This window comes from Peptacetobacter sp. AB800 (genome assembly GCF_047807365.1).
GTDB lineage: Bacteria > Bacillota > Clostridia > Peptostreptococcales > Peptostreptococcaceae > Peptacetobacter.
Genome location: NZ_JBLOUI010000036.1, coordinates 1 through 25,441, shown reverse-complemented (window position 1 = coordinate 25,441; position 25,441 = coordinate 1). Strand labels below are relative to the sequence as shown.

Here is a 25,441-nt window from a genome sequence, read left to right as displayed (position 1 = left end):
ATCGTTCCAAGGAGTGATACTACGACCTCTATCTTTAATCAGATTATCTCACATAGAAAATGAGATAGGAATGAAAATTAATAAAATTAAATTTAAATATATTATACGAGGGAGGTAAAAAGATGGACAGCAAAAAACATAGGGACATATTAAACAGTTTCAAACCAGAGGTAGCAAAAGGAAACGTGGGAGTGGTTATATTTGAGGACAATCACATAAAAGTACAGGTCTACTCAAACAAAAAAATACAAAGAGAGTATTCGATGAAAAAGAAAGACTTCACATATGAAGTGGGATTAGTTGTACTTAATGGTGTAACAAGAATAGTTGTATTTGGAGATAATACGATTGAAGACGCAAAAATAATAAACCTTATAGCAGACATAAAAAACATAGACCTTGAAGATGAAGAGGAAATCTGTATTAATATGGAATCACAAAATTCTGACGAAAATACAAAAAAATATATGAACTAAAATAAAAAAGGATTAAAAATATAATCTTATATTTTTAGTCCTTTAAATTTATAAAAAATATTCTAATAATGGTGATGACGATGTTGAAGAAAAAAGACGAGTATAAATTAAAAGACTACTTTGAATACAATAAAAAAAATAGCATAAGCATAACTAGAATTGTATCCTTAGTTCTTATAGGTATAATCACTATTAATATATTTAGCAGCATAAGGGAAATAAAGGATATGCAAAGCTATATTTTGGGAAATAGTGATAGCAAAGAGATATTGAGTAATTCAAAAGAAGAACTAAAGAGTATTGAAAATACAGAAGATAAAAATATAAATATAGGAAATGTTAGGAAAATATTTGAAGTTGCTGGAGTGGAAAATGTAGACAGTATATACATAGACCAAAAGACTACAAATGTCATAGGCAAAACCAATGATATGAAAATTATAGAAAAAATTATGAAAAATAAATTGCTAAAAGGCGCTCATGTCAAAAGAATCGAAGGCAGAGATTTATATAAATTTGAAATAGATTCAGGAGATGATTTTTAGTATGAAAAACAATAAAAAACAATTAAACAAAATTATATTCCTAATACTAATATTGCTAGCAACAAAAATAACAGTTATAAATCCTATAGAAGAGAAGAAAAACACATTAAAAGCAGAAAAAAGCAAAATTGCTCAGGATATAGAGGACGTAGAAAAATACAAAAAACAAGCTGCAGAAATAAAACAGCTTGAAAAAAGAAAAAATAGCAAAAAACTATTCTCTGAAAAAGACGACGTAATAGAAATTCAAAAGGCAATAAGTAAAATTGTATACGTGGAAAGCATAGAAAACCTAATGGAGATTGATGAAAATGGATTAGAAGTATCTAAAATCAATCTAAAATTCACTGGAACATACAACGAGATATTTAGGGGAATAGATACACTAAAATCAAAAGGACTATCAGATATGATAAGAACAATATCTATATCAAAAATATCAAAGCCAATAATTCCAGACATAGAACAAATAGATCAAACCACAGATAACAGCCCTAAAAATACCACAGAAACAAAATTTGAATGCACATTAAAGCTTTACAAAAAATAAAAAAACTCCTTTGTCAAATGAAAATGAAATAATAGTAGATTGATTGCAAAAAAAATGATAAAATATAGAGATGTGCATAAACTTAATAAAAAGATAAGGGAGTGAAAAAATTTGCTATTAAATAGAAATGATAAATGCTACTGTGGAAGCGGCAAAAAATATAAAAACTGCTGTATGGAAAAAGACATAGAAAGAGAAAGAGCAGAAAGAAAAATAAAAATGGTAGAAGAAGCTCAGTTAAAATACCTTGAAACATACTCAAAAATAACTAACTTCGGTAAAGAAGAAAGATTTGCAGAGTACAGAAAAAGCGCTGAAGACATATTCTACATAATAAACAGCGAAACTGTAAAAAATAAATTTGAAAAACTATTCAACACATTCTTCATAAGTGACTGCTTACTTGAAGGATCAAAAACACTAACTCAGGTATACGCAGCTGAAAACAAATCAACTGACAAAGAATTAAGAGTAATGAACAGCTTAATAAATTCTTACATCAGCGTATATACAGTAGAAAAGAAAGAAAACGACAAAGCTATATTAAAAGACTGTATACTAGATGAAACTGTGACTGTAGACGATATAAAAGTTCTAAAAGACATCACAGAAGGCGACAGTATGATAGCTAGATTAATAGAAGTAAATGGATTAAGAATATTCATAGACGTAGCATTAAAAATAGACAATGCATCTAAAGAAATAATAGTTGAAGATATGAACAATATCTATGAAAACAACAAAAAAGACTGGCCAAACGAAAAAATATTCTTAGCTTACAATACTTACCAGTTCTACAAATACCTACAGCAGATACTAGATGAAGAAGTAGCTAGCTATATAATGGAAAAATTAAAATCAAGAACAGAAGAAGTAGCAAACAATGATGTAGAAGACGATGGAAGTGTAGCATCAATAATAAGCAGAATTGCTGATGAAGACTGCAAAGAAAAATGCTTAGAATTCTGGAAAGAATACGAAGCTAGCCACGAAGATATAAAAGGATCTGAATCAGGATGGGCAGCTGCAGTAGAATACGTAATCAAAAAAGAAAACGGAATATCAGCAACTCAGCAGCAGATATCTGAAAAATATAAAATAAGCCCAAGCACAATAGGAAAAAGAGCAAAAGAATTAAAGGCTTAATTATAAATAATCGACGATATCAATAAATAATAACAATTAAAATAGTCAAAAAATAAAATTTTTTATATCGGTACCAAAGATGTTATAGTATAATGTAGTTAAATAGATACTAGATAACATCTAAAAAGAGAGGGTATAAAATTATGAGTTTAAAATTAGGAAATGCCATAGCAGTGGCTACAGACTATATAAAATCAAATCCAGCTGTACCAGTTTACAAAGATGGAGAAAATCTATATGCTGTTATATACCATATAGAAATTGGTTACAACAAAAACCACGAATCTAACGTAAAACAGTACATAATAATAGATTACAAAGACTTTTCTCTATCAGAAGCAGAAAGAAACGAACTAATAGAATTAGCTAAATCTTACTGCGAATCAAAAGGTATAGAAAACGATGAAAATCTTGAAATAAACTTACTTGATAATGAAGAAGCAGAAAACTTCATAGAAAAAGTATTTAACAACATGAAAGTAATAAGAGGTCTTATAACTAAGAAGTGTTAAGGTCGTCTAACTAGTTTGTATTTAATTAATGTCGAATGGCATAATTGCTGTTCGGCATTATTTTAAATACCGATTTTTAGACGGCCTTTTTTAAGGTCGAAATTTAGAAAGGAGAAAACTATGCTAAGAGTATCAAACTTAAAGCTTACAATAGATGAAGATATAAGCATACTAAAAAAACTAGTAATCAAAAAACTAGGTATAAAAGAAAATGAACTATTGAAATACAGCATATACAAAGAATCGATTGACGCTAGAAAAAAAGGCAATATGATGTTTGTATATACTGTAGATGTAGAACTAAAAAATGAAGAAAAAGTACTAAAAAGAAAACACAAAGATGTAGTACAGGTAAAACAGAAGTCATACATAGGAGTTAAGAGTGGAAATATAGAGCCAAAAGGAAGAATTGCGGTAATAGGTAGTGGTCCTGCTGGGTTATTTGCATCTTTATTATTAGCTCAGAATGGATACTGCCCTATAATGATTGAAAGAGGATCAGACGTAGATAAAAGAACTGATGATGTAAATAACTTCTGGAAAAATAGAATATTTAATAAAAAATCAAACGTACAGTTTGGTGAAGGTGGAGCAGGTACATTCTCAGACGGTAAGCTAACTACTAGAGCTAAAGACATAAGATGTAGAAAAGTACTTGAGGAGCTTGTAAAGCACGATGCACCAGATGAGATACTATACTCTCACAAGCCACACGTTGGAACAGATATCCTAAAAAATGTCGTTAAAAACATAAGAGAAGACATAAAACACTTAGGTGGAGAGGTTAAATTTGAATCTCAGGTTACAGATATATGTATAGAAAATAATAAAATAACTAGTATAACAATAAATGACAACGAAAAAATAGAAGTAGAAGCAGCAATCCTTGCAATAGGACACAGTGCTAGAGATACCTATGAAATGTTATACAAAAGAGGAGTTACAATAATCCAGAAACCTTTTGCTATAGGTGCGAGAATAGAACATCCTCAGCAGATGATAAATAAATCTCAGTACGGGGAATATTTCAACCATCCAAGATTAGGTGCAGCTGACTACAGATTAATAGAGCATACTTCTAATGGAAGAACAGCGTACACATTCTGTATGTGTCCTGGTGGAAGTGTAATAGCTTCTGCATCAGAGGAAAACGAGGTAGTAACAAATGGAATGAGTGAGCACAGTAGGGACAAAGAAAATGCAAACAGTGCGCTATTAGTAAATGTATCTCCTGAGGACTTTGACAGCGACTACCCACTAGCAGGTGTTGAATTCCAGAGAAAATACGAACAGCTTGCATTTAAACTAGGTGGCGAAAACTACAACGCACCAGCTCAGCTTGTTGGAGATTTCTTAAAAGACAAAGCATCTACAAGTATAGGAGATGTAAACCCTTCATATAATCCAGGTATAACTCTGACATCTCTTGATGAATGTCTGCCAGGATTTGTAGTTGAAACTATGAAAGAAGGAATTATAAAGCTTGGAAGAAAATTAGAAGGATTTGACATGCACGACGCAATACTTACTGGTGTTGAAACAAGATCATCTTCTCCAATAAGAATTGTAAGAAATGAAGAAACTCTTGAAGCTATGAGTGTAGCAGGACTTTACCCATGTGGTGAAGGAGCTGGATACGCAGGAGGAATAGTAACTGCAGCAGTAGATGGAATAAAATGTGCTGAAAAAATAATCGAAAAATACAAAAGTGTAAAGTAAAAATCTATAGTTGCCGATTAAAAAATTAGAAATAATAAAAAAATAAAATATTAAATTTGTTATGCTTTTTTAACATTTTTAACATAGATTTAACTAAACTAATCCTTGAATTTGATATCATAAAATTAATGTGCAAAAAGGAAAACGAATAGAAATAATCTATAGCGGAGGAGGAGATTTTTTTGAGCATAGTAATAAGTCTAATGGGAGGACTTGGTCTTTTCCTATATGGTATGAACCTTATGGGAGAGGGATTACAAAAATCTGCCGGGACAAAATTAAAAGCGATTATAAAACTTTTAACAAGTAATATATTTATGGGAGTACTTGTAGGTACTGGTGTTACAGCGGTTATACAGAGTTCAAGTGCTACTACAGTAATGGTTGTCGGATTTGTTAATGCGGGAATCATGACATTAAAACAGGCAATTGGGGTTATAATGGGTGCGAATATAGGTACAACTGTTACAGCACAGTTGGTATCGTTCAACCTTAATGGTATGGCTCCAGTAGCTCTAGGTATAGGGATAGTACTTTATTTATTTGGTAAAAATCCAAAAGTAAAACATATAGCAGAAATCCTTATAGGATTTGGTATGTTATTTACAGGTATGGAATTCATGAAAGATGCTGTTGAACCTTTAAGAGATTACAAAGGATTCACAGATATGTTAGTTTCATTTGGACAGTATCCACTTTTAGGATTATTACTAGGATTTGGTATAACAGCAATAGTACAGAGTTCAAGTGCTTCAATGGGTATGCTAGTTGCATTAGCAGCTGAAGGACTAATACCTCTAAATGCAGCATTACCAATACTTTACGGACAGAATATAGGTACTTGTGTTACTTCACTTCTTTCAAGTATAGGGGCAAATAAAAATGCCAAGAGAGCTGCGGTAATACACTTAATATTCAACGTATTAGGAACAATATTATTCTTAATATTCCTTAATAAACCAGTTGTATCAGTAGTTACAGGAATGGATCCAGGAAATGTTGCAAGACAGATAGCAAATACTCATACATTATTCAACATAATATCTGTTTTAATATTACTTCCATTCAATAATATAATAATTAAAATGGCAATGAGAATAATTCCTGATAAAGCTGAAGATGAAGAAGATATCAAAACAGTTAAATACATCGATGATAAGATGCTTGAAATACCTTCAATAGCTCTTATCAATACTATAAAAGAAACTTCAAGAATGGGTAAAAAAGCTAAAGAAAGCTTAGATTGCTCAATATCAGCAATACTTGAAAAATCTGATGAATATGTGGGCAAAGTTTTTGTTAAGGAAGAAACTGTAAACGAACTACAGAAAATTATACTTAATTACCTTCTAAAACTATCAAAAACTGCAGCATTAGATGAAGACTCAAGAGAAGCTGTAGACAACCTATTCAACACAGTAAACGACATAGAAAGAATAGGGGATCATGCTAAGAATATAGCTGAACTTTCTCAGATAATGATAGATGGAGATTTAGAGTTCTCTGAACAAGGTAAGAACCAGCTAGAAGAAATATACAACTATGTAATATCTGCATACAGCAGTGCGTTAGAAGCATTTAAAAATGATGATATTAACTTAGCATATAAAGTATTCCGGATAGAAGAAAAAGTAGATATGATGGAAAAAACTTGTAGAGCAAGTCACATGTATAGATTAAACAACAACCTTTGTAGTATAGACAATGGTGTTGTATTCCTTGATATAATAACAGCTCTTGAAAGAGTATCAGACCACGCTGTTAATATAGCTAAGAGAGTAATTGCTCAGAAAAAACACGTTGTAGAATAAGATATAAATAACTTAGACTGTTACAAATTTTGTAGCAGTCTTTTTTTATTTTTTTGAAAAACTCTCTCTTTTAAGTTTTAATTAAGCTAACGAGAATATAATAAAACCATAGAAAAGATAAAGACAAAAAAACTAATGTTTATCGATAAAACAAAACTAAAAAGAATGGAGTGGAAAAATATGAAACTAAAAAATAAAGGAATAGGGATAATAGTAGTAGTTGCGGTAATAAGTTCAATATTAGGGAGCTCACTTACATTATTCGCACTAAAAGATAAAATAGCAAGCAGTTCACAGTCATCAAACATAGTAGTTAGTGAAGGATCAAAGAGCCAGAACGTATACCAGGCAGTTGCTAAAAAGGCTACACCATCAGTAGTTGGTATAACAACAACTAGTGTAAGTCAGGACAATATGTTTGCAATACCACAGGAAACACAGGGTGTTGGTACTGGTATAATAGTTGACTCAAATGGATACATATTAACAAACTCACACGTTGTATCTGATGGAGATGCAACAAGTGTAAATGTACTATTTAGTGATGGTTCAGACATAGAGGGTAAGGTTATATGGTATGACTCACAGATGGACTTAGCTATGGTTAAAGTTGATAAAACAGGACTTACTGCAGCAGATTTAGGAGATAGTGACGAGGTAGAAGTTGGAGATATATCAATAGCAATAGGTAATCCACTTGGATTAGATCTTCAGAAGAGTGTTACTCAGGGTATAATAAGTGGACTTGACAGAACAATAAGCACAGACCAGTCAACAAATATGACAGGATTAATCCAGACAGATGCAAGTATAAACTCTGGTAATAGTGGTGGACCATTATTAAACGAAAAAGGTGAAGTAATAGGTATAAACACAGCCAAAGCATCTCAGGGTGAAGGTTTAGGATTTGCAATTCCAATAAACACAGCTAAAAATATAATAACTGAAGTTATAAAAGATGGTAACTACGAAAAAGTTACTCTAGGTATAAAAGGAACAGACTTAGAAACATATGAACAGGCTGTTGGACAGGATTTAACAGGAGATAGTGGTGTATATGTAGCAGAAGTTACTTCAGGATCTGCAGCTGAAAAAGCAAACATGGCAGCAGGAGATATAATAATAAAATTAGGCGACACTGAAATAACTAGTATGAACGACTTAAACAAAGCTCTATACAACTACAGAAGTGGAGATAAAGCTGAAATAACAGTTTTAAGAAATGGAAAAGAACAGAAATTAACAGTTACATTCTCTAAATAGTTAACAAAAAATATCTTTAAAATGAAATAAATTATTTGAAAAATGAAAACAACTGATTAAATACGAAATCCTTTTTTTAAAATATATATAACTCTAAAAAGGCTACATAAAAATACGACCACAAAACCTAAATATTATGTAGCCTAAAAATACTGTAATGTACAAATGCATTACAGTATTTTTTTGTCTTTGAAAATTGTAAAAAATATAAATAGTATAAAAAGTAAGAAGCATAAAATATAGAAAGTGAGTATTTTCAATACTTGTATGAGAAAAAACAAGAAAACGATATCTTTTTGTTATTAATAAAATAATAACAATATTATATTGGTATTGCAGGTTTGTCAAATATTATAGACTTTAAAAATCTCATATGATAATATTCAGATATAAGGTTATTGTTTTAGATAAGCGCAATTGATTTGCAATTATTATTTTATTTTTAAAGATAAATATTTTAGTGATGATTATATTTATCTTTTTCTTTTGTCCAAAAGAGTTAAATAATTGTCAATGAAAGTTGCTATATAGAATATTAAAAATAGGAGATGCGTTTAATGAAACCATTAGTTATAAACTTTCAGAAATGCAGCATACACGATGGACCAGGAATAAGAAGTACAGTATTCTTCAAAGGATGTCCACTAGAATGTGTATGGTGTCATAACCCAGAAAGTCAAGCATATACAAAAGAAGTACTATACAACCGGGAAAGATGTGGAGCTTGTGGTAAATGTAAAGAAATATGCCCACACGATGCAATCTACATGAAAGAAGGATGTGTAGGATTAAATAAAGATAAATGTGAACTATGTGCAACTTGTTTAGATTATTGCATAAACAACGCTAGAGAGATCGTTGGAGATGAGTACACAGTAAAAGAATTATTAAAACTTATAGAAAAAGATAGAATGTTCTATGAAGAATCTGGCGGAGGAGTTACTTTATCAGGTGGTGAAGTAATGGTTCAGGATATGGACTTTATCTGTGAATTAGCTAGAGGATGTAGAAACAAAGGTATAGATGTAGCAATAGATACTTGCGGATATGCACCTACAGAACACTACGAAAAAATACTACCATATGCTAATAGATTTTTATTCGATATTAAGTTAGTAGATGAAGATAAACACAAGAAATTTACAGGAAAATCAAATGATTTAATACTTAAAAACTTAAAATTCCTAAACGATAATGGAGCTTATATAAACATAAGAATACCATTAATCGGTGGAGTAAATGTTGATGATGACAACGAAGAGGTAATGAAAATGATAGAGCTTTTAAAACCTCTAAACATAAAAGCTGTAAACTTACTACCTTATCACGATATAGGAAAACACAAATACACTAAACTAGATAAGGAATATGAAGGTAATGATTTCACTAAACCTTCAGATGAAAAAATGAATGAAATCAAAATGATTTTTGAAAACAATAATTTCCAAAATGTAAAAATAGGAGGATAATGTCATGGGAAGAGGAACTTTTGCAAGAACTAAAAAATTAAGAGAAGCAAGTGTAACAACTAAACCGCACATATCAATAGAAAGAGCGGTACTATTTACAGAAGCGTACAAAAAATGGGAAGGTAGCGTTGAAATGCCAGTGTTAAGAGCTTTATCTTTCAAATACTTCATGGAAAATAGAACTCTTTGTATAAACGATGGTGAATTAATAGTTGGGGAAAAAGGTGATTCAGCTCAGGCAGCTCCTACATACCCAGAAATATGCTGTCATACAATAGAAGATATGAACGTAATGAATGACAGAGATATAGTTGACTTCTCAGTTACTGAAGAAGACAAGAGAATACAGGAAGAAATAATAATACCTTTCTGGGAAAAAAGACAGACTAGAAGAAAAATAGTTAACGCTATGGCTCCAGAATGGAAAAACGCTTATGAAGCTGGTATGTTCACAGAATTCATGGAACAGAGAGCTCCAGGACACACTGTTTGTGGTGACATAATATACAGAAAAGGTTTCGCAGATCTTAAAAAAGATATAGAAAAAGAAATAGCTAACTTAGACTTCTTAAACGATAAAGAAGCATACGATAAAAAAGCTGACTTAGAAGCTATGGCAATATCTTGTGACGCAATGATAATATTCGGTAAAAGATATGCAGAATTAGCTAGAAAAATGGCAGCTGAAACAACTGACGAACAGAGAAAGAAAGACTTATTATTAATAGCTGAAAACTGTGACGTTGTACCAGAACACGCTCCAAAAACATTCCATCAGGCAATACAGATGTATTGGTTCGTACATGTTGGTATAACTACAGAACTTAACACTTGGGATGCATTCTCTCCAGGTAGATTAGACCAGCATTTAAATCCATTCTATGAAAAAGATGTAGAAGAAGGAAGATTAACAAGAGAAGGTGCTCAGGAATTACTAGAATGTATGTGGGTTAAATTCAACAACCAGCCAGCGCCTCCAAAAGTTGGTATAACATTAAAAGAAAGTGGAACTTACACTGACTTCGTTAACATTAACACTGGTGGTATAAGACCAGATGGACAGGACGGGGTAAATGAAGTAAGTTACATAATATTAGACGTTATGGACGAAATGAAATTAGTTCAGCCAAGTTCAAACGTTCAGATAAGTAGAAAAACTCCTCAGAAATTCTTAAAAAGAGCTTGTGAAATATCAAGAAAAGGATGGGGACAGCCAGCATTCTACAATACAGAAGCTATAATACAGGAACTTCTTAACGCTGGAAAAACTATAGAAGATGCTAGACTTGGTGGTACAAGTGGATGTGTTGAAACAGGATGCTTTGGTAAAGAAGCTTACGTTTTAACTGGATACATGAACTTACCAAAAATATTAGAATTAACATTAAACAACGGATTTGATAAATACACTGGAAAACAGGTTGGTATAGAAACTGGAGATCCAAGAGATTTCAAAACTTACGAAGAATTATTCGAAGCTTACAAAAAACAGTTACACTACATGGTAGATGTAAAAGTTAGAGGTAATGCTATAATAGAAAGAATATGTGCTGAACACATGCCTTGCCCATTAATGTCTTCAATAGTTGATGACTGTATAGCAAAAGGTAAAGACTACCAGAGAGGTGGAGCTAGATACAATACTAGATACATCCAGGGTGTTGGTATAGGTACAATAACTGACAGTTTAGCTGCTATAAAATACAATGTATTCGACAATGAAAAATTCAGCATGGATACATTATTAAAAGCTATGGAAGCTAACTTTGAAGGATATGAAGCAGAACTTAACATGGTTAAAAACAAAACTCCAAAATACGGAAACGATGACGATTACGCAGATGATATAATGAAAGAAGTATTCAACTTATATCACGATGAAGTAACTGGTAGACCAACAGTAAATGGTGGACACTACAGAGTAGACATGCTTCCAACAACTTGCCACGTATACTTCGGTGAAGTTATGGGTGCTAGTCCAAACGGAAGACTTGCTGAAAAACCAGTTTCTGAAGGTATATCACCAGAAAAAGGTGGAGATACTAACGGACCTACAGCTGTTATAAAATCTTGTGCTAAAATGGACCACTTAATAACTGGAGGAACTCTATTAAACCAGAGATTTGCACCATCAGTTGTTCAGGGTGAAGAAGGATTAGACAACATGGCTAACTTAATAAGAGCATACTTCAATATGGATGGACATCATATACAGTTCAACGTATTCGATAAAAATGTATTATTAGCTGCTCAGAAAAACCCAGATGAATACAAAGATTTAATAGTTAGGGTTGCAGGATACAGTGATCACTTCAACAATTTAAGTAGAGCTTTACAGGACGAAATAATAGGAAGAACTGAACAGAGATTCTAAGAATAAACAAAATTAGTAACTTTCAGGGGATAGGATTTCTATCCCCTGTTATTATATTTTTTAATATATTGAAAAAATTTATTAAATTTCGATTATGATATAAAAAAGATATAAAAAGTTAGAAAACGATAACAAAGATGCATTGGATAAATATTATATAGTTGGCTATAATAATATATGTAGATGACAATTGAAACATAAACTGTAAGTAAAAAGTTTATATTTTTAAATTTTATTTTTTAAATTATACAATAAGGAGAGTTTTTGATATGAAAACATTAGGATTAATTGGTGCAGGAAATATGGGAAGTGCTATGTTAGGTGGAATAGTTAAAGCTGGTCTTGTTAAACCAGAAAATATAACTGTTGCAGACCTTTATCAGCCATCTCTTGATAGAGTAAAAGCAGAACTAGGTGTAAATGTAACAACTGACTCAGCAGAAGTTGTTAAAAACTGTGACGCTTTTATAATAGCTCTAAAACCAAATGTTGTTGAATTAGCACTATCTCCACTTGCTGAATTAGTAAGAGAAGATCAGTTAGTTATGTCTATAGCTGCTGGAAAACAGATAGCTCAGTTAGAAGCTATAGTAGGAGCTGACAAAAAAGTTATAAGAATAATGCCTAATACTCCAGCTTTAGTATCAGAAGGTATGGCTGGTATATGTGCAAACAAAAACGTTACTAAAGAAGAATTAGAAGAAGTTAAGACTATATTCGAATCATTTGGTGAAGCTGAAATAGTTACTGAAAAATTAATAGACGCTGTTACTGGTGTAAGTGGTTCTGGACCAGCTTACGTATTCTTATTCATAGAAGCTATGGCAGATGCTGCAGTTCTTGAAGGAATGCCAAGACCTCAGGCTTACAAATTCGCTGCTCAGACAGTTTTAGGATCAGCTAAAATGGTTCTTGAAACTGGAAAACATCCAGGTGAATTAAAAGACATGGTTTGTTCTCCAGCTGGAACAACTATAGAAGCTGTTAAAGTTCTTGAAGACTTAGGATTCAGATCAGCTGTGATAAATGCTATACATGAATGCACAGAAAAATCTAAAGAATTAAGTAAATAATTATAATTGAAATATATGGGTGCCGCAGTTTCAGCGGCATCTTTTTTTATGCAAAGAAGTAGGTTTATTTCTAGCTAGATTCCTTTTATGATTTGATAGATTTTTCTGCAAATCAAATCTTTTTTTTTAGCTTGTCAGAATGCACCAGCTTCTCTCCAGGTTTCGAACTTTGCCTTTTCAAGCGAAGCTTTCAAAATGTTGCAAAGTTCTGCAGATTGTCGAGTTTGCAAGGTGCAATCCTTCCAAGCCAAAAGATAGGATTTTGCTAGAAAAATCTATTCAAATTATAAAAGTTCACTAGCTGAGAAATAAACCTATTATGAGAATAAAAAGATTGCTCGCAGAAAACTGCTGGCAGGATATGATTTTCAATTATAATTATTTGCTTAATACTTTAGATGGGTAGAAACTGAAAAGGTTGGAGAAGTTAGTTATCTGGATAGATGGAGAGGAATAGCAAGATATGATATAATTTAATTATTTATAATATATTAACAAAAATACTAAAAATTTAGGAGAGTATTATGAGTGTGGATAGACTTTCTTTATATTGGATATATTTTATTATTATGAGTTTTAGTGCTGTAGTTTGTGCAATTCTTGCCTTTTCTAAGATAAAAATAGCAAAACGGGAGTTTTTTTATCTAAGACAACAAAAATGGGCTAAGAAGCATGAAGAAAGGTTAAATTTATTATCGAAAAGATTTTTTCTGATATTGTGTATAGTTTTCTTTATGTTTGGAACATTGCCTTCTTGTTTAGATTTACCATATGTTTTGAGAGAAAATTATAAGAAAGTTTGTAGTGTTGTAACTAAAAAATCAGGAACATCAATAAATCTTGAAGACGGTGGTTATTATAGAGTTGGAAATACAAAAGGATGCAAAATAGGTGACGAGATAAAGGTAGAGTATCTTCCATTTACTAGATATGCGACAATTACCAATATATTTCATTCAAAATAATCTGAGAGGAGATAGATTATATTTATATTGTGAATACAATTAAATCTTTTGTCTTGAAATTAGACTATGAAATTTATAAAGACGGTGAGGTAATAGGTGAATAAAGATACTAGTAAACCTATATATAGATATATAGAATAGAAAAATTTGACTCTGATTTGGATATAGAATTATTTCTATTTCCTATAATGCATATGGATATGTCTGTATTTTCAGTAGAAGGTCAAACGCATACATTATAGAGAAATAATTACATGAATTTTATTTACAACAATTATTATATAGAAAAATCAGTAGATAGAAATTAAAAAACTTAAAACAGATGAAAAAACGAGAACCTACTTTATATAAATGAATAACATATAAACAAATAACGACTTTTTACAAACGAATAACTAGGAAACTAGCTTAACGAAAAAAGATAGGTCTAAACAATCCAGTGACAATCTACAGACGACTCACTACTTTTAAATGTGTTACAAAAACTGTAGTGAGTCGTCGAAGCCTGGAGCGGTTGTTAGACCTATCTTTTTCGTTCTATCTATTTCCTTTTATTCATTTCATCAAGTAAGTTCTCGTTTTTCATTGAGCAAGCTTTTAAATTTCCGCAAGCTGAGCAGTTAGCACAGCCTCCATTTTCTCCACCGCCACTACAACTACTGCAGCTGCTTCCTGGTTTAGTGAATATCCTAATTAGTATCACTGCAGTGATAGCTACGATAATAGCAGTTATTGCAATTTCTATTGGAGATTTTGCAGCCATAAACGCACTACCAACTATATTCACTATTACACCAGCAACCCAAGCAAGTGCGAACTGGTAAAGTAGTGAAGTTAACATCATCTTATTTCCGTATTCTTTTCTCATTGTAGCTAGAGCAGCTATACAAGGAGTGTAAAGTGCTGTGAAAACAAGGAATGCATAAGCTGTAACACCTGTAAATACTGTAGGTAATACTTCATTTAGGTTACCGTAAAGTATACTAAGTGTATTTACAACAACTTCTTTTGCTCCAAGTCCAGTAAGAAGGGCAACTGAAGTTCTCCAATCGCTAAATCCTAGTGGTCTAAATATAGGAGCTATAACTTTTCCTATATAAGCTAGGAAAGAATCATTTATATTTTCTGTGAATCCGTTAAAGTTGAATGATGAGAATGCCCAAATAACAACAGACATTGCAAACATTATAGTAACAACTTTAACTAAAAATCCTTTAGATTTATTCCAAGTATTTTTTAGTAGAGCGCTGATTGTAGGTATTTTGTACTCAGGTAGCTCTAATATAAATGGCTCAACCTCATTTTTGAAAGTAGTTCTATTGAAGAATAGAGCTACTATTATCGCAGCCACGATTCCAACTAAATAAAGAGATGCTGTTACAAGCGCCTGATTTTTAGGGAAGAAAACTGCAACAAATAATGCGTAAACTGGTAACTTAGCACCACAAGTCATTAAAGGTGCGATAAGTGCAGTTATTTTTCTATCTTTTTCGCTTTCAAGAGTTCTTGTAGCCATTATTGCTGGAGAAGAACATCCCATACCCATTATCATAGGTATAAATGCCTTACCAGAAAGTCCAACTTTTTTCATTATTCTATCCATTAAAAATGCTGTTCTAGACATATATCCACTGTCTTCAAACAGAGATATTCCAAAGAATAGAGTACATATTAATGGGAAGAAAGGAAGTGTACCGCCAAGTCCACCAATTATACCGTCTACTATTAAAGATCTAAACCAAGGGCTAGAGTTTGCAAGTGCGGCATCTGCTGGAATTGCAATATAGTTTTCAATAAGTCCCGCAAATCCCTCCTGAAGTGGGCCTCCTACCCAATCAAATGTAAATTTGAAAAGAAGTAGTAAAAGTCCGATAAATATTGGATAAGCAAATATTGGATGAAGTACTATGCTGTCTATCTTATCGCTTATAGTCTTTTTATCTTCTTTTGGGAAGTTTGTACAAAGAGCAAGTTTTTCTTCTATTATTTTGTAAGTTTCCTCTTCATTTCCCCAATTAGTAGAGTAGATAAACGGCTTTCTTGCAGCTTCTCTTAGTTTAGAAGCTATGTCATCTACACCTTCTTTTTTCTTTGCAACTATTGGGATAACAGTCACTCCAAATTCACGAGCTAATTTATGAGTATCAATCTCCATTCCTTTAGCTTTTGCAACATCAAGCATATTTAAAAGTATAACTATTGGCTTGTTGAACTGCATAAGCTGAGTAGTTAAGTAAAGATTTCTAGTTAAGTTTGATGCGTCGACAACGTTTAAAATTAAATCGACATCCTCTTTTTCAAGGAATGATTTAGAAACTTTCTCTTCATTAGAAAAAGTATCCATTGCATAGATTCCAGGAAGGTCGACAATTTTTATATCGTCTTCAAGAAATCCTTCCTTTTTTTCTATTGTAACGCCTGGCCAGTTACCAACGTACTGATTTGAGCCTGTAAGTAGGTTGAATACTGTAGTTTTACCGACGTTTGGGTTTCCTAAAAGTGCTATATTTAACAAATTCTACCTCCTTACTGAAGAACTATGTTCTTTGCGTCAGATTTTCTGATAGCAAGATCAAGTCCTCTAAATCTTACAAGTATTGGGTCTCCAAATGGAGCGACTTTTTTTACTTCTATTTCAGTATTGTTTATACAACCTAGAGCAAGAAGTCTTTTAGCTAATTTTTCGTTTCCATGTATATTATGAATGCGGCCTTTTTCGCCAACTTTTAAATCAAAAACTGTATTCATTCTAATTCCTCCTTAAAAGTAATGAAATTCATTATCATTAATTTAATGATATTATATCTCAAAAACTTATAGATGTCAATTAAAATCAATACTTGAAGGGATATTAAAATTTTAAAAGAAGTTAATAAATAAAAAAAGATGATAAAATTTATCAGAAAAATTAAGGAAATACAGTGATATTTACTCAAAATTAGGGATATAAAAAAGCTGCTGAAGAAACTTTAATTAAATAAAAGTAAAACTTCAACAGCTTTTTATAATATATATTTAATGGTGATTAGTAACTTTTTAATCAATATTTATCTAGTTAAAATTTATAATTTTATACTTTAAATCTATATTTCTCCAGCTACCTCGTAAGCTTCTCTTATAGAGTTTATAGCACGTCTAGCTCTTTTAGTATCGCCTATAACGTGACAAGGGATAGATAGTTTTTCACATTCATTTTTAATTTCGTCGTGAGCTTTGGCTTTAGCACCGATAGCCATAACGACGCTGTCGGCAAGAATATATTCCTCTTCGCCATCTCTATCAACAGCTACGAATCCATCTCCTATTCGAGTAAGTCTTGCAGAAGTTTCTATTTTTATATTGCTTTTACTTAAAGATTCCATGACACAGATTTTTCTAATAGCTCCTAAATCTTTAGCAACTTCATCATTCATTTCTACAATAGTAACATCTAATTCAAGATTTTCTTTAATAAATTCAGCGGTTTCAACACCAACAAGTCCACCACCGATTACAACACATTTTCCAAATGGAATAGATTTGCCATTTAATACATCATGAGAAGAGAATACATTATCACTATCATATCCGTCTACGGGTATTTTTATAGGTACTGCACCTATAGCAACAACCACTTCATCAGGCATTTTTTTTCTGATAAGTTCTGCATTTACTGGAGTATTTAGGTGAATTTCTATATTTAATCTTTCAGCTTTTTTCTCATAAGACTGTGCAGCAAGTAGCATTTCATTCTTTCTAGGTGCTTTTCCAGCGGTTAAGAACTGACCTCCAGTATGGTCAGAAGATTCATATACCACTACATCATGTCCTTTTTCTTTTAAAAGGCAAGCTACTTCAAGTCCACCTACACCAGCACCTGCAACAAGTACCTTTTTCTTTTCAGTTGGTTTAGATATAAAATCATCAGACTCATGTCCAAGAAGTGGGTTTCTCAAGCAAGTTATAAATGGAACATTAGGATCTGTAAATCCATCGTAACAACCCTGATTACATCCAACACAGTACACTATTTCATCAAGTTTTCCGTCTTTTGCTTTATTGCAAAACTCAGGATCGGCAAGCTGTCCTCTACCAACGACAACCATATCTGCTTTTCCATCTGCAATTATCTCATCTGCTAATTTTGGAGTGTTAATTCTTCCAACAGCTATTGTAATCATACCAGTTTCTTCTTTTATTCTAGCTGCATTTTCAACATTGAATCCATTTGGAATATCAATAGGTGGAACTTCATATTTTAAACCAGGTGTAATCATATTTCCTCTAGAAATATCTAGTGCATCGACACCAGCTTCTTTAGCCATTAAACAGAATTTTATAATATCGTCTATAGTAAGCCCGTTTTTGAAGTAATCGTCATGAGCATCAACTCTCATTATTAAAGGCATGTCATCTGGTATATTTTTTCTTATTGCTCTTATACATTCAAGAGGGAATTTTGCTCTATTTTCAAGGCTACCACCATATTCATCATCTCTATTATTCATACCTGCAGTTAGGAATGAGTGTGGTAGGTAATTATGTCCGCAGTGGAATCCTATACAATCGTATCCAGCTTCAACACTTCTTCTAGCAGCTTCTCCAAAGCTATCTACAACCTCTTTAATTTTTTCTACACTTATTTTAGGGATAGTGTATTTACCATATTTAAAGTCATCTGCAACTAAAATCTCTGCATTTGGATCTAGTGAAGATGCTAAACTTCCTTGCCAAAGCTGTATTCCACATTTTCCACCTGCATTGTGGATAGCTTCAGTAAATCTTTTATGTGATTCTATTAAAGAATCGCTGTGAATTGCCAAAAATCCCTTTGGTGCACTAGCTTTGTGGACAGAACAGACCTCACTCATATTAAGTCCACATCCACCTTTCACTCTGGCAACTTGGTAATCTATCATCTGCTGAGATACATTTCCGTTCTCCTCAGCCATTTTAGTCCCCATTGCTGGGAAAATTATACGGTTTTTAAGGTGTAAACCTTTTAAATCTATAGAATTAAATAAGTTATTAAACATAAAAATCTCTCCTTTCGGGAAGAAATTATAGCACACGAAAAAAGCGAGTTTATGTCAAATATATAAGTTTTTTTATCATTTTTTAATATTTCTGTATTCAGTTGGAGAAATTCCATTATACTTTACAAATGCTCTCTGGAATGTTGAAAGGCTCTTAAATCCACATTCACAAGATATCTGTAGTATTGTGAGTTTTGTTATTTTAAGCAAAGTGTAAGAAAGTCTTAGTCTGACTTTTTCAAGTTCCTCGGCAAATGAGGTAAAGTAGTACTCTTCTAAGATAGAGTTTATGGTATAAGTCTTGATATGTAGCTCATTTGCGACATCTTCAACAGTTATATCCTTGTAAAAATGTAGGTAAATATACTGAATAACTTTTAAATACAAGTCTTTCATGGCAAAAAATCTTTTATTATCTACTATATTATCATCTCTATATTCTATTGGAGATTTTCCGATGTATTTTTCAAAAACCCTATAAAAAGAAGGAACGTTTTTAAAGCCTAAAAGCTCTGTTATATACGAGATTGATAAGTCTTCAAAATGCAGCAGTGAGCACGCATTTACAATAGTTCCAAAGTCTTTTAGCTCTTTAAAAGTATAACCAGATTTCTTTTTTATTAGCTGATTTACGTACGACGGATTTAGGCTTAAATCCTCAGCAATATCCTCTAAAGATGACTTATTTCCCTGATATAAAATAGCATCTTTTATATGGTTCCAAAGTTTATCCTCGTTTTTAAGGTGTGAGTTAAAACTATTGTAATCACCGTAAAGTTCAAGAGAATTTCTGCAAAATAGAGTGTAAACCTCTAAAACAGCATATAAGATTATATTTTCAGAGCCAAATTTATTTGATTTGTACTCAGATAGTATATACTCAAATCTAGATTTTATATATGGATCAGAGCATTTTTGATATGGCTCTGTTTCATGAACTAATTGATAATTCACACCTTTGTCGTGCTTTTCCCACATTGTGTGCATAAAAAGACCAATGTAGAATTTTATCGTATAGACTTTGATTGGCTTTACGACCTCCACACTATAAATATGGTATGGATATAGGCAAAGGAAGGTATCTTTTTCTAGCGAATAGTTTAATCCATTTATGTTTATAGTTCCTTCGCCGTCGCAAACGTACCAAAGCTCGACAAGTTTATGTATTTTTAAATCTATGTTTTCAGTTATAGTTGTTTTTTCAACTTTTATGTCTTTTTCAAAATAATTATCGTAATAATCTATTCCAGTAAACCAATTTTCTTTTTTCTTCATTAGCAAGACCAACCTTTGTAGAGTATTTTGTTTAATTATAATATACTATGATATAATAGCAATTGTAACAAAATTATTAAAAAGGAGGACGTTATGTCTGAAAAGAGAATAGAAACGAAAAAACTGACTTTCCTTGGGCTTATGGTAGGATACAGTTTGATTTTATATATAATAGAAGGATTTATTCCTAATCCAATGGTTGCAGTGTTCCCTGGTGCAAAGCTAGGACTTAGCAATATTATTACTTTGGTGGCTCTTATGACACTTGGGTTTAAGGATACGTTTATTATTCTTACAGTTAGGATTATTCTTTCTTCTATTTTTACAGGGCCGATGTCTTATTTGATGTTTAGTATCGGTGGAGGATATTTGAGTCTTGTTGTGATGTATTTGTTTAGTAGGATTAAAGGTTTTTCTACTATTGGTATAAGTGTTGGTGGTGCGATAGGGCATAATGTAGGGCAGTTGCTTGTTGCGTCGGCTATAGTTCAAAATATTGCTATGACTACTTATCTGCCATTTATGCTAATAACATCACTAGTAACGGGTATCTTCGTAGGAATTGTTTCGAAGTTTACAATACCTTACGTAAAATCTCGGATTAAAAAATTATAGGAAATATGGCTGTTGAAGATTTTGCCGCAGACTTTGACTTAACACAAGTATTCGCTCTCCAGGCTTCAGCGCCCCAACCATTTATGTAACACATTTCAATGTTTTGGGGCGCTTGCAGAATTGTCGGTGCGAGCTACTTGTGTTTAAGTCTTAAATAGTCTGCGTGCAAAATTCTTTCTAACAGCCATTTTTTATAATTTTTTTGAATCGAGATTTTATAGTAAGGTGTTGTATACTTCTTCAACAGTTTATAGGTTTGTGATTGTTAGTTTTTGATGTAGGAATATGTTTTTTGTAATGTTGTTAGAAGCTCGACGTTAATGTTGTTATATAGTATAATAAAAATGTATAACAGTGTGCTTTTTTAGGTTGTTATGCAAGTTCAGATAGTCAAAAGATATTAAAAATATGTATGTTAATCAAATAGAGTGGTTTAGGAGGGTTTCAAAGTGGCAAATATAAAGATTGTTACAGATGGATCATGTGATTTTCCTCAGGAGATAGTTGATATAGTTAATCCTGAGATTGTTAGAATTAATGTGGCTTTTGGAGAGGATTCTTATATCGGAGGGGTAGATATAGATGAGAAGACTTTCTATGAAAAGATGAGAGGGTGTAAGGAGCTTCCAAAGACTTCAAGTCCTTCTTTAGAGAGATTTATGGAAGTTTATGGAAATGAAGAATACGAGGAGATAATAGTTTTTACACTTACTTCTAAGTTATCAGGTACATATAGTAATGCTGTTATTTCTAAAAATATGTATCTTGAAGATCATGATTATAAGAGAATTGAGGTTATAGATTCTGAGAATGGTTCTATAGCAGTTGCGCTTATGATTTTAAAGACACATCAGTTAATAGAAGCTGGAAAGAATATGGACGAAATTTTAGAGGCTATAGAACAGATGAAGAAAGATATGGTATTCTATGGTACTCTAGATACTTTAGAAAATGCTATAAAAGGTGGTAGAGTAAATCCTATCGCAGGTAAATTGATAAACGCACTTAATTTTAAAGTGATAATCAAAATAGATGAAGGTCTTGTTAAACCTATAGATAAAGCTAGAGGTGAAAGCAACAGTCTTAAAAAACTATTCACATATATCAAAAACTGTGTTGATATAAATGAAATAGAGCACAAAGACGTAATAGTTGGGCATGCAAACTGTCCAGAAAAAGCAGAAAAAATTAAGAAATTTATAGTAGACCACTATAATTTCGAGGAAACTCTTGTTGCTAATATAGGACCAATAATGGGAACATTTACATCAGAAGGAGCTATTTTAATAGCAGTTCTTTAGTGTGTAATTTCCCGGGAAATATATAGGAGGCAGTTATGGGAATAGAAAGAAACAATATAGAAGAAAAATATAAATGGGACTTAGCAAAGATGTACCCAGATAAAGAGTCAGTTGATGCAGATATTGAAAAGGCAGCAGAATTAACTGATAAGATAGCGCAGTATAAAGGCAAATTAGCTCTTGGTAAAGAGAATTTATTAAATGCTTTAAAGACTTTAGAAGAAGCATCTAGAGTTATAGAAAAATTATATGTATACACTCATATGAAACACCATGAGGATACAAGAAAGAACGATAATCAGGCAGATTCTGTAAAATCTGAGATGATTTCATCTGATTTTGGAGTGGCTTCATCTTATTTAGTGCCAGAGATAATAGCTATGGACGAAAAAGTTTTAGATGAATATATGCAGGATGAAGATATGACATTCTACAAAAAATTCATCGACGATATTTTAAGGGATAAACCACATACATTATCAGAAAGCGAAGAAAAAATACTTGCTTCAGTTTCAGAATTAACTGCAGTTCCTGAAAGTGTGTATGATATGCTTGCATATGCAGATATGGAATTCCCAGAGATAGAAGGGGAAAACGGCGAAAAGATAAAGATAGACCACTTCAACTATTCTCTACTTATAAAGAGCAGAGATAGAAGAGTGAGAAAAGATGCTTTTGAAGGGGAATTTTCTACATACAAAAAATTCCAGAACACTTATGCATCAAGTCTTTACGGAGCTATAAAATCAGAAATATTCTATGCAAAAATGAGAAAACACAACTCTGCAATAGAGGGATCATTATTTGCGGATAATATAAGTGTAGATGTGTACAACAATTTAATAGATGCTGTACACGAAAGCATACCTACATTAGATAGATATGTAGAAGCTAAGAAAAAATTCTTAGGAATAGAGGACTTACACATGTACGACCTTTATGTTCCTCTAGCTGAAAAATTTGAATATAAAATACCTTATGAAGAAGCACAGCAGATTATATTAAAAGCACTTGCTCCTCTTGGAGAAGAGTATTTATCTATAATTCAGAAGGCGTTTGATGAAAGATGGATAGATGCTTTTGAAAATGAAGGTAAAAAAGGTGGAGCTTATTCTTGGGGATGCTACGACTCTCAGCCATACATCCTAACTAGCTACACAGAAGACTTAAATTCATTATTTACATTAATCCACGAATTAGGACACTCTGTACACAGCTACTATTCAAGAAATACTCAGCCTTATATATATTCAGATTATAAAATATTTGTTGCAGAGGTTGCATCTACAACTAATGAGTTATTACTTGTAAATTATCTATTAGAAAATGCAAAATCTAAGGATGAGAGAATTTACCTTCTAAACTACTACTTAGAGCAGTTTAGAACAACAGTACATAGACAGACTATGTTTGCTGAATTTGAAAAAATAGCTCATGAACAGGTTGAAGCTGGAAAACCACTTACAGCGGATGATTTTACAGAAATATACTATGAATTAAATAAAAAATACTATGGAAATTCTACAAATGTAGACGAATTAATAGGAATAGAATGGGCGAGAATACCTCATTTCTACTCTAATTTCTATGTGTATAAATATGCTACAGGATTCTCAGCTGCGAGTGCATTAAGCTCACAGATTTTAAAAGAAGGAAAACCAGCAGTAGATAGATATATAGAATTCTTAAAGAGCGGTGGCTCAGAATATCCACTAGACCAGTTAAGAAGAGCTGGAGTGGATATGGAAAAGAAAGAATCAGTTGAAAAAGCATTAGACGTATTTGCAGAGCTTGTTGATAAATTAGAAGCTGAAGTATAAAGTCAGGCTATATAAATATAGTAGTTAGACTAGATAATTTTGTGGAGAGATACCATGGGAAAGACACTATTTAAACTTTTTAAACTCCTTATATATACATCGGTTGGTGTTGCTATTGGGCTTAGTGTAGCATTTTTAGATTTAAGTATATTTGAGTTATCTGTTTGTTTTCTTGTGCAGTTGGCAGTTTTTGTTCTTATACACGAGTTTGCACATGGAAAGGTTGCAGAGATGAATGGGCTTAGATTTACAAAGCTATATGCAGGTCCGATTATAGTTATAAGGAAGGATAAAAAGTTTGTAGGAATAAAAAAGAACAAGCTTCAAGGAACTTATCTTGGTAGAGCAAATATAGAAAATGGCGAAATAAGAAGCGATTTGGAATTTGACAGGCATGTAATTGCTTGGAAAAGGGCGATTTCTGCTGGTCCAAAGAGTGATATTGTACTATCTGTGTTGTGTTTAGCAGCTGGAATATACTTCAAAAATCCAATAATAATTATATCTACAATAGTTTTGGATTTGACTATGTGTATTCCAAGCTATTTCTACGGTGATGGTACACATTATAAGAGTATGGAAAGAGATGATATATTTACAGTTTCTGTGATGTATTCTAATTCTATAATAGGAGAGGATGGAATTTCTCCAGATACTGAGAAATATTTGGTATCTAGATTGGAAAATGAGCTAGAAAAGACTGAGATAAATGACGATACTATAGTTTCTTTATCTATAGCAGCGCGGACTCTTCTTTTCCAGAAGATTTTGGACGGAAAATATTCTGGGTATAGGATTGAAGAGATTATCTGGGATGTCAGAGATGGCAATCCAGCTAGATTTAAGAAGATGACTGATAGGATGTATTTTAGAAATCTGATAAATACTGCGGTGCTGTATTATACTTGTATTGAGAATGATTTGAAGAAAGCTCAGATTTTGTTTAGGTCGATAAAAAATACTAAGCATGTCAATTATGTTGAGAAGAATGATTTTTTAAGATCTCAGTATGTGCTTGGTATGCGGGATAATAAAGATAGACTGCTTTCTCATAAATATAGAAATCCGATATTTAATGGGTGTAAAAGCCTTGAAGATGCGGAAGATAAAATGGATGAGATAGTTATTGAATATGTAGATAAAATGGGATTTTATTAGGAGTAAAGAAAAAATATATTAGTCCTCTCTCCGGTCCTCGCTGTGTTGTAGGTAATTTGTTTTGTTGATAGATTACTGCACAGCTGTGGATTGTCGAGGGGTACTAATATATTTTTTTCTTTACATATATGAATTTAGTGTATTGTTAGAGATTGGTATAAATCTAATTTTATAGGGATAATATCTAACTTGGTGGATTGAAAGTCATAGACAAAACGAACTCGACAATCTGGAGACGTGAGGTGAACTGCTCCCCTCTGAGTGGACAAGTGAAATAAATAAATTCACTTTAAACTTAGAAGGGAGCAATTTTTATGCCTAGAAGTAATGTAACCGCAAAACAAAAATTGGATG

At 32.2% G+C, this 25,441-nt stretch carries 20 protein-coding genes; 16 read left to right on the top strand and 4 right to left on the bottom strand.

The window, feature by feature from the left end:
- The first annotated feature begins 122 nt into the window (after nt 1-122).
- From ACK2WN_RS09650 to ACK2WN_RS09595, 12 genes are all read left to right on the top strand, one after another.
- Nucleotides 123-476, top strand: coding sequence for a hypothetical protein (locus ACK2WN_RS09650; RefSeq protein WP_300528436.1), 354 nt, complete (start codon nt 123-125; stop codon nt 474-476).
- An 80-nt stretch (nt 477-556) separates the two neighbouring features.
- Nucleotides 557-1,021 (top strand): hypothetical protein, encoded by a 465-nt coding sequence (locus tag ACK2WN_RS09645; protein WP_416155449.1) that lies wholly within the window; start codon nt 557-559, stop codon nt 1,019-1,021.
- A 1-nt stretch (nt 1,022) separates the two neighbouring features.
- Nucleotides 1,023-1,571, top strand: a complete 549-nt coding sequence (locus ACK2WN_RS09640) for a hypothetical protein (protein ID WP_416155448.1) — start codon at nt 1,023-1,025, stop codon at nt 1,569-1,571.
- A 111-nt stretch (nt 1,572-1,682) separates the two neighbouring features.
- Nucleotides 1,683-2,717: an SEC-C metal-binding domain-containing protein gene (locus ACK2WN_RS09635; RefSeq protein ID WP_416155447.1), complete on the top strand. Its 1,035-nt coding sequence runs from the start codon at nt 1,683-1,685 to the stop codon at nt 2,715-2,717.
- A gap of 143 nt (nt 2,718-2,860) precedes the next feature.
- The gene (locus tag ACK2WN_RS09630; RefSeq protein ID WP_118549558.1) at nt 2,861-3,229 is read left to right on the top strand and encodes a hypothetical protein; all 369 of its coding nucleotides are present in this window, start codon (nt 2,861-2,863) and stop codon (nt 3,227-3,229) included.
- 120 nt (nt 3,230-3,349) lie between these two features.
- Nucleotides 3,350-4,948 (top strand): NAD(P)/FAD-dependent oxidoreductase, encoded by a 1,599-nt coding sequence (locus ACK2WN_RS09625; RefSeq protein WP_300528424.1) that lies wholly within the window; start codon nt 3,350-3,352, stop codon nt 4,946-4,948.
- 182 nt (nt 4,949-5,130) lie between these two features.
- Nucleotides 5,131-6,759 (top strand): Na/Pi cotransporter family protein, encoded by a 1,629-nt coding sequence (locus tag ACK2WN_RS09620; protein WP_300528421.1) that lies wholly within the window; start codon nt 5,131-5,133, stop codon nt 6,757-6,759.
- Between the two features lie 180 nt (nt 6,760-6,939).
- Nucleotides 6,940-8,022, top strand: coding sequence for a serine protease HtrA (gene htrA / locus ACK2WN_RS09615; protein ID WP_416155446.1), 1,083 nt, complete (start codon nt 6,940-6,942; stop codon nt 8,020-8,022).
- A gap of 557 nt (nt 8,023-8,579) precedes the next feature.
- On the top strand, nt 8,580-9,491 hold the full coding sequence (locus ACK2WN_RS09610; protein WP_300531473.1) for a trans-4-hydroxy-L-proline dehydratase activase: 912 nt from the start codon (nt 8,580-8,582) through the stop codon (nt 9,489-9,491).
- A 4-nt stretch (nt 9,492-9,495) separates the two neighbouring features.
- Complete coding sequence (gene hypD, locus ACK2WN_RS09605; protein ID WP_300531476.1) at nt 9,496-11,865, top strand: trans-4-hydroxy-L-proline dehydratase; 2,370 nt, start codon at nt 9,496-9,498, stop codon at nt 11,863-11,865.
- Nucleotides 11,866-12,134: 269 nt separating this feature from the next.
- Nucleotides 12,135-12,938: a pyrroline-5-carboxylate reductase gene (gene proC / locus ACK2WN_RS09600; protein ID WP_329998689.1), complete on the top strand. Its 804-nt coding sequence runs from the start codon at nt 12,135-12,137 to the stop codon at nt 12,936-12,938.
- A 524-nt stretch (nt 12,939-13,462) separates the two neighbouring features.
- Nucleotides 13,463-13,903, top strand: coding sequence for a sulfate permease (locus ACK2WN_RS09595; RefSeq protein ID WP_416155445.1), 441 nt, complete (start codon nt 13,463-13,465; stop codon nt 13,901-13,903).
- Between the two features lie 541 nt (nt 13,904-14,444).
- On the opposite strand, the gene feoB is transcribed toward ACK2WN_RS09595, so the two are convergent.
- The 4 genes from feoB to ACK2WN_RS09575 form a co-directional block, all read right to left on the bottom strand.
- Nucleotides 14,445-16,418 (bottom strand): ferrous iron transport protein B, encoded by a 1,974-nt coding sequence (gene feoB, locus ACK2WN_RS09590; protein ID WP_416155444.1) that lies wholly within the window; start codon nt 16,416-16,418, stop codon nt 14,445-14,447.
- Nucleotides 16,419-16,429: 11 nt separating this feature from the next.
- Nucleotides 16,430-16,651: a FeoA family protein gene (locus tag ACK2WN_RS09585; RefSeq protein WP_300529699.1), complete on the bottom strand. Its 222-nt coding sequence runs from the start codon at nt 16,649-16,651 to the stop codon at nt 16,430-16,432.
- A 335-nt stretch (nt 16,652-16,986) separates the two neighbouring features.
- Complete coding sequence (locus tag ACK2WN_RS09580) at nt 16,987-18,918, bottom strand: FAD-dependent oxidoreductase (RefSeq protein ID WP_416155443.1); 1,932 nt, start codon at nt 18,916-18,918, stop codon at nt 16,987-16,989.
- Nucleotides 18,919-18,993: 75 nt separating this feature from the next.
- Nucleotides 18,994-20,193, bottom strand: coding sequence for an AraC family transcriptional regulator (locus ACK2WN_RS09575; RefSeq protein WP_329998677.1), 1,200 nt, complete (start codon nt 20,191-20,193; stop codon nt 18,994-18,996).
- 93 nt (nt 20,194-20,286) lie between these two features.
- On the opposite strand from ACK2WN_RS09575, the gene ACK2WN_RS09570 reads away from it, so the two are divergent.
- The 4 genes from ACK2WN_RS09570 (at nt 20,287) to ACK2WN_RS09555 (ending at nt 25,087) form a co-directional block, all read left to right on the top strand.
- Nucleotides 20,287-20,808, top strand: coding sequence for a Gx transporter family protein (locus tag ACK2WN_RS09570; RefSeq protein ID WP_300529705.1), 522 nt, complete (start codon nt 20,287-20,289; stop codon nt 20,806-20,808).
- A 449-nt stretch (nt 20,809-21,257) separates the two neighbouring features.
- The gene (locus ACK2WN_RS09565; RefSeq protein WP_416155442.1) at nt 21,258-22,109 is read left to right on the top strand and encodes a DegV family protein; all 852 of its coding nucleotides are present in this window, start codon (nt 21,258-21,260) and stop codon (nt 22,107-22,109) included.
- Nucleotides 22,110-22,144: 35 nt separating this feature from the next.
- The gene (pepF, locus tag ACK2WN_RS09560; protein ID WP_416155441.1) at nt 22,145-23,929 is read left to right on the top strand and encodes an oligoendopeptidase F; all 1,785 of its coding nucleotides are present in this window, start codon (nt 22,145-22,147) and stop codon (nt 23,927-23,929) included.
- 54 nt (nt 23,930-23,983) lie between these two features.
- Nucleotides 23,984-25,087, top strand: a complete 1,104-nt coding sequence (locus ACK2WN_RS09555; protein ID WP_416155440.1) for a hypothetical protein — start codon at nt 23,984-23,986, stop codon at nt 25,085-25,087.
- Nucleotides 25,088-25,441: the final 354 nt, after the last annotated feature.

What these genes read in the sequence shown, in the direction of transcription:
- ACK2WN_RS09650 (WP_300528436.1), top strand. Translation starts at nt 123, where the DNA reads ATGGACAGCAAAAAACATAGGGACATATTAAACAGTTTCAAACCAGAG.
- ACK2WN_RS09645 (WP_416155449.1), top strand. Translation starts at nt 557, where the DNA reads ATGTTGAAGAAAAAAGACGAGTATAAATTAAAAGACTACTTTGAATAC.
- ACK2WN_RS09640 (WP_416155448.1), top strand. Translation starts at nt 1,023, where the DNA reads ATGAAAAACAATAAAAAACAATTAAACAAAATTATATTCCTAATACTA.
- ACK2WN_RS09630 (WP_118549558.1), top strand. Translation starts at nt 2,861, where the DNA reads ATGAGTTTAAAATTAGGAAATGCCATAGCAGTGGCTACAGACTATATA.
- ACK2WN_RS09625 (WP_300528424.1), top strand. Translation starts at nt 3,350, where the DNA reads ATGCTAAGAGTATCAAACTTAAAGCTTACAATAGATGAAGATATAAGC.
- htrA (WP_416155446.1), top strand. Translation starts at nt 6,940, where the DNA reads ATGAAACTAAAAAATAAAGGAATAGGGATAATAGTAGTAGTTGCGGTA.
- ACK2WN_RS09610 (WP_300531473.1), top strand. Translation starts at nt 8,580, where the DNA reads ATGAAACCATTAGTTATAAACTTTCAGAAATGCAGCATACACGATGGA.
- hypD (WP_300531476.1), top strand. Translation starts at nt 9,496, where the DNA reads ATGGGAAGAGGAACTTTTGCAAGAACTAAAAAATTAAGAGAAGCAAGT.
- proC (WP_329998689.1), top strand. Translation starts at nt 12,135, where the DNA reads ATGAAAACATTAGGATTAATTGGTGCAGGAAATATGGGAAGTGCTATG.
- ACK2WN_RS09595 (WP_416155445.1), top strand. Translation starts at nt 13,463, where the DNA reads ATGAGTGTGGATAGACTTTCTTTATATTGGATATATTTTATTATTATG.
- ACK2WN_RS09585 (WP_300529699.1), bottom strand. Translation starts at nt 16,651, where the DNA reads ATGAATACAGTTTTTGATTTAAAAGTTGGCGAAAAAGGCCGCATTCAT.
- ACK2WN_RS09580 (WP_416155443.1), bottom strand. Translation starts at nt 18,918, where the DNA reads ATGTTTAATAACTTATTTAATTCTATAGATTTAAAAGGTTTACACCTT.
- ACK2WN_RS09575 (WP_329998677.1), bottom strand. Translation starts at nt 20,193, where the DNA reads ATGAAGAAAAAAGAAAATTGGTTTACTGGAATAGATTATTACGATAAT.
- ACK2WN_RS09570 (WP_300529705.1), top strand. Translation starts at nt 20,287, where the DNA reads ATGTCTGAAAAGAGAATAGAAACGAAAAAACTGACTTTCCTTGGGCTT.
- pepF (WP_416155441.1), top strand. Translation starts at nt 22,145, where the DNA reads ATGGGAATAGAAAGAAACAATATAGAAGAAAAATATAAATGGGACTTA.
- ACK2WN_RS09555 (WP_416155440.1), top strand. Translation starts at nt 23,984, where the DNA reads ATGGGAAAGACACTATTTAAACTTTTTAAACTCCTTATATATACATCG.